We start from the raw sequence: 5085 nt of genomic DNA, 5'->3' as shown, positions 1-5085 counted from the left end.
GTGGCCAAGTACCCCAGCCACGACGACCAGAAGAACCGCTGGCGCCTGCCGGTGCTCTACAAGTCGCTGCAGCAGAAAAACGTGGACGAGAAGGTCCACGAGAAATTCCCGCTGATCATGACCTCGGGCCGTCTGGTCGAGTACGAAGGCGGCGGCGAAGAGACGCGTTCGAATCCCTGGCTGGCCGAGCTGCAGCAGGAGATGTTCATCGAACTCAACCCCAAGGCAGCGGCCGAGCGCGGCATTCACAACGGCGAACGCGTCTGGGTCAGCACCCCCACGGGGGCGCGCCTGAACGTGCAGGCCCTGGTGACCGAGCGGGTGGACGAACACACGGTGTTCATGCCCTTCCACTTCTCCGGCCGCTGGCAGGGGGAGGACCTGAAGGCCTACTACCCGGCCGGCGCCATGCCGGTGGTGCGGGGTGAGGCCATCAACACCTCCACCACCTACGGTTACGACATCGTGACCATGATGCAAGAGACCAAGACCACGGTCTGCAACGTAGAAAAAGCATAAGGAGAACGCACGATGGCACGAATGAAATTCATCTGTGACGCCGAGCGTTGCATCGAGTGCAACGGCTGCGTCACCGCCTGCAAGAACGAGAACGAGGTGCCCTGGGGCGTGAACCGCCGCCGGGTGGTCACGCTCAACGACGGTGTGCCGGGCGAGAAGTCGATCTCGGTGGCCTGCATGCACTGCAGCGACGCGCCCTGCATGGCGGTCTGCCCGGTCAACTGCTTCTACCGCACCGACGAAGGCGTGGTGCTGCACGACAAGGACATCTGCATCGGCTGCGGCTACTGCTCCTATGCCTGCCCGTTCGGTGCGCCGCAGTTCCCCTCGCAGGGTACCTTCGGGGTGCGCGGCAAGATGGACAAGTGCACCTTCTGCGCCGGCGGCCCGGAAGCCAATGGCAGCGAGGCCGAGTTCGAGAAATACGGCCGCAACCGCCTGGCCGAAGGCAAGCTGCCGGCCTGCGCCGAGATGTGCTCGACCAAGGCGCTGCTGGCCGGTGACGGCGACGTGGTGGCCGACATCTTCCGCACCCGCGTGGTGGCCCGTGGCAAGGGTGCCGAAGTCTGGGGCTGGGGCACGGCCTACGGCACCGCCGGCAACAAGGAAGGGAGCAAGTCATGATGCGCAAGACCCTGACGACGCTGGGCCTGATGGCCGCCATGGCGGCGCTGACCGCCTGCGGCGAAAAACCCCAGGACATGGGTGGCACCCGTTCCGACGCGGCGCCTTATGCCGGGGTGGGCCAGAGCCCGTTCCTGCAACCGGGCTGGAAGGTGGGCGACAAGGGCAGCTGGGAACAGCAGCTCAAGGCGCGCGCGCAGTACGGCATGAACGACTATTCCCGCGTCGCCACCCAATGAGGAGCCGCGCATGACGAGCAACACATCCATCGCGAGGCTGCGGGGCTGGGGTTTGGCCCTGGCACTGGCGGGCGGCCTGGGGCTGGGCCAGGCGCAGACCGCGCCTGAGGCCGCCGCGCCCGCAGCGGCGGCACCGGCCGTGGCCGGCGTCAAGAGCGCGAACATCTTCGAGATCGCGCCCGACGCCAGCACCGACCCGAACTACGCCAGCCAGAGCAACGCCGAGCGCAAGCAGGTGCAGCCCGGCAACAACGCCCCGATGTGGCGCGATGTGGGCAAGGGCGTGACCGGCTACAGCAGCTTGCCGCTGAGCCAGGCGCCCGAGGCGGGCAACCTGATCCAGCCCTTTGTGCAGTACCCCGGCTCGCGCCTGACCAACGCGGGCGAAGCCTGGCGCGAGGTGCGCAACCAGTGGCTGATCCCCTATGGCGGGTCCTTGCTGTTCGTCGTGCTGCTGGCCCTGGCCATCTTCTACAAGGCCAAGGGGCCGCTAGGCGGCCACCTGAAAGACACCGGCCGTCAGATCGAGCGCTTCACCCCGTTCGAGCGCGCGGCGCACTGGGCCAACGCGGGCGCCTTCGTCGCGCTGGCGGTCTCGGGCATCGTCATGGCCTTCGGCAAGTTCTTCATCCTGCCGGTGATCGGCAGCACGCTGTTCGGCTGGCTGACGTTTGCGCTCAAGAACCTGCACAACTTCGTCGGCCCCTTGTTTGCGGTGTCGCTGCTGATCATCGTGGTGACCTTCATCAAGGACAACATCGCCAACGCGGCCGACTTCGTCTGGCTCAGAAAACTGGGGGGCATGCTGGGCGAACACGAGGTGCCTTCGCACCGCTTCAACGCCGGTGAAAAGGGGCTGTTCTGGTGGGGCATCACCATCCCCGGCATCGTGGTGGTGGGCTCGGGCCTGTTCCTCGACAAGCTGCTGCCCGGCATGCTGTACCTGCGCGGCGACATGCAGATCGCCCACATGCTGCACATCGTCTGTGCGCTGGTGATGATGGCGCTGATCATGGGCCACATCTACATGGGCACCGTGGGCATGAAGGGCGCCTACAGCGCCATGAAGACCGGTTACGTGGACGAGGCCTGGGCCCAGGAACACCACGAACTCTGGTACGACGACATCAAGGCCGGCAAGATCCCGGCCCAGCGCAGCAAGACCGAACCGGCCGCGCCGCTGCAGACGCCGGCCAAGGCCTGATCAGATCGCTAGGACATTGCCATGAAAAAACTGTTTCTGATGGTGGCGCTGGCCGCCCTGTCCACCGCGGCCCTGGCCAAGCTGCCCGCGCCGGTGCTGGACGACGCGGCCAAGGCCAAGGCCGATGAGGCCAAGGCCAAGACCGCGCACACAGGCAAGGTCGATGCCTACAAGCTCTGCCTGTCGATGGACCGGTCGGCCGCGAATTACTTCAAGACCGCCGCCGCTGCGGGCAAGGCTGTGAAGCCGGCCACGGCCACCCCGCCGTGCGCCGATCCGGGCCCCTTCGTTTGGCCCGCACCTGCAACGGCGGCCGCGGCGCCGGCAGCAACCGCTGCACCCGCCTCACCGGCGGCTGCCGCGCCCGCCAAGAAGTCCTGACGCATCCCGCCGGCTGGCCGGCGCACGTATGCTTGCACGCATGAACCTGGCCGACCTGCAAAACATCGCCGAGGCACCCGCATCCGTTGTGGCGACCCGGCCGCGACTGACCCAGGCCCACGCCGACCTCACCCGCGAGGTGACGGTGGTGGACGAGTCCGGCCAGCACCGGGCCATCCGCATCCCGGCCGAGCGCGACCTCACGGTCTATGTCGACAAGCGTGAGCTGGTCACGCTCATGACCCTGGGGGCTCACCCCGAGTGGCTGGTGCTGGGCTACCTGCTCAACCAGCGCCTGGTCAGCGGCGTGCACGAAATCGAGTCCATCACCGTGGACTGGGACGTGGGCGCCGCCGCGGTGGTGACCCGTTCGGGCATCGACCGCATCGAAGAGCGCACCGCGCGCCGCGTGGTCACCACCGGCTGCGGCCAGGGCAGCGTGTTCGGCGGCCTGATGGACGACGTGGACCGCATCGTGCTGCCGCCGCAGGCCCGCCTGCGCCAGTCGCAGCTCTACAGCATCGTCAACACCATCCGTTTGCACGACAGCACCTACAAGACCGCCGGTTCGGTGCACGCCTGTGCGCTGTTCGTGGACGAGCGCCTGCAGCTGTTCGTGGAAGACGTCGGCCGTCACAACGCGGTGGACACCATTGCGGGCTGGATGGCCTTGCAGGGCTCGCTGCCCGCGGGTGAAAAGGTCTTCTACACGACCGGCCGCCTGACCAGCGAGATGGTCATCAAGTCGGCCCAGATGGGTGTGCCGGTGGTGATCTCGCGCAGCGGCATCACCGAAATGGGCCTGCACGTGGCCCAGCGCGTGGGGCTGTGCGCCATCGGCCGCGCCACGCACAAGCGCTTCTACTGCTTCTCGCACCCGCAGCGCATCGTCTTCGACGCGATCCCCGCAGAAGCCGGCGCCGCCTGAGAGGCTGAGAGGAAATCGGTCATGCCCGCCTTGGCGCCCCAAAACCCCGCCTGCGGCGTTGCAAATGCGCGCCGTAGCCCGAGCTACGGCTGTGCTTTGCGCCTTGCCGGCCGTGCTTCGGGACGCCCTTTCGGGCACGCCCCATTCCCTCCCAGCCTCTGAGCCGGTGCCCGCCGGGGCGGGCATACACTCACGAACACCCTGGAACGGGCGCGCACAGCGGTCCCGTTCCGCCACCCATTCCCGCTCCATTGCCACCCAAGAAAGACCCGACCGCCATGAGCCGCGATGTCCACGTCATCAACCACCCCCTGGTCCAGCACAAGCTCACGCTGATGCGCAAGAAGGACACCAGCACCAAGAGCTTCCGCGAGTTGGTGCACGAACTCTCGGCCCTGCTGGCCTACGAGCTCACGCGCGACATGCCCATGCAGCAGATCGAGATCGAGACGCCGCTGGAAAAGATGATGTCGCCCGTGATCGACGGCAAGAAGATCGTGCTGGCCTCCATCCTGCGCGCCGGCAACGGCTTCCTGGACGGCATGCTGCAGGTGCTGCCCGGCGCCCGCGTGGGCCACATCGGCCTGTACCGCGACCCGGCCACGCTCAAGGCGGTGGAGTACTACTTCAAGATGCCCAGCGGCATGGAAGAGCGCGACGTGATCGTGCTCGACCCCATGCTGGCCACCGGCAACTCGGCCGTGGCCGCGGTGGACCGCCTCAAGGCCACGAAGCCGCGCTCGATCCGCTTCGTCTGCCTGGTCACCTGCCCGCAGGGCATCAAGACCTTCCACGACGCCCACCCGGACGTGCCGATCTACACCCCGGCGGTGGACCGCGAGCTCAACGAGCACGGCTACATCGTGCCGGGGCTGGGCGATGCGGGCGACCGGATCTTCGGCACGAAATAGGGCCCACCCCCGTCGCTTGCCCACTGCGTGTGGCCGCTCCGCCCCTCAAGGGGCAATGCCTGCGGGCCGGCGGAGCCGGACCCACGGCATTCTCGAATGGGACACGCGCGCCGGCCACGGCCTCGTCGAGCCATCGGCTAGGAGTGTGGTCCGGCAAAGCCCGTTTCGCCGCGTTCTCGGATCGAGCATCTTTTCCGAACAGATGTCGCCCGGGGAAGGCAGGGCGATCCGGCGCCGGGCCGCCCCAAGCCGGATCAGCCCCCTTGTATGCTTTTAGCG

Annotated in this window: 7 protein-coding genes; all 7 read left to right on the top strand. The window is 67.3% G+C overall.

Annotated elements, in window-relative coordinates; genetic code table 11:
• On the top strand, nucleotides 1–519 hold a 519-nt coding region (locus RMP09_RS16050; RefSeq protein ID WP_310566993.1), incomplete at its 5' end, for a molybdopterin dinucleotide binding domain-containing protein.
• Nucleotides 520–531: 12 nt separating this feature from the next.
• Entirely contained in the window at nucleotides 532–1143 is a 612-nt protein-coding gene (gene fdh3B, locus RMP09_RS16045; protein ID WP_310566992.1) for a formate dehydrogenase FDH3 subunit beta, read from the top strand.
• A complete protein-coding gene (locus RMP09_RS16040) occupies nucleotides 1143–1382 on the top strand; it encodes a hypothetical protein (RefSeq protein ID WP_409559742.1) in 240 nt (79 codons plus the stop codon). The genes fdh3B and RMP09_RS16040 overlap by 1 nt, the downstream gene beginning before the upstream one ends.
• A 10-nt stretch (nucleotides 1383–1392) precedes the next feature.
• On the top strand, nucleotides 1393–2586 hold the full coding sequence (locus RMP09_RS16035) for a formate dehydrogenase subunit gamma (RefSeq protein WP_310566990.1): 1194 nt from the start codon (nucleotides 1393–1395) through the stop codon (nucleotides 2584–2586).
• Nucleotides 2587–2607: 21 nt separating this feature from the next.
• Nucleotides 2608–2967 (top strand): hypothetical protein, encoded by a 360-nt coding sequence (locus RMP09_RS16030; protein WP_310566989.1) that lies wholly within the window; start codon nucleotides 2608–2610, stop codon nucleotides 2965–2967.
• A gap of 40 nt (nucleotides 2968–3007) precedes the next feature.
• Nucleotides 3008–3895 (top strand): formate dehydrogenase accessory sulfurtransferase FdhD, encoded by an 888-nt coding sequence (locus RMP09_RS16025; RefSeq protein WP_310566988.1) that lies wholly within the window; start codon nucleotides 3008–3010, stop codon nucleotides 3893–3895.
• A gap of 278 nt (nucleotides 3896–4173) precedes the next feature.
• Nucleotides 4174–4806, top strand: coding sequence for a uracil phosphoribosyltransferase (gene upp, locus RMP09_RS16020; RefSeq protein ID WP_310566987.1), 633 nt, complete (start codon nucleotides 4174–4176; stop codon nucleotides 4804–4806).
• Nucleotides 4807–5085: the final 279 nt, after the last annotated feature.

It is taken from the genome of Hydrogenophaga sp., assembly GCF_031426985.1.
Classification (GTDB): domain Bacteria; phylum Pseudomonadota; class Gammaproteobacteria; order Burkholderiales; family Burkholderiaceae_C; genus Hydrogenophaga.
Note: the sequence above shows the minus strand (reverse complement) of the source record. Positions and strands in the feature narration are given on the sequence as shown.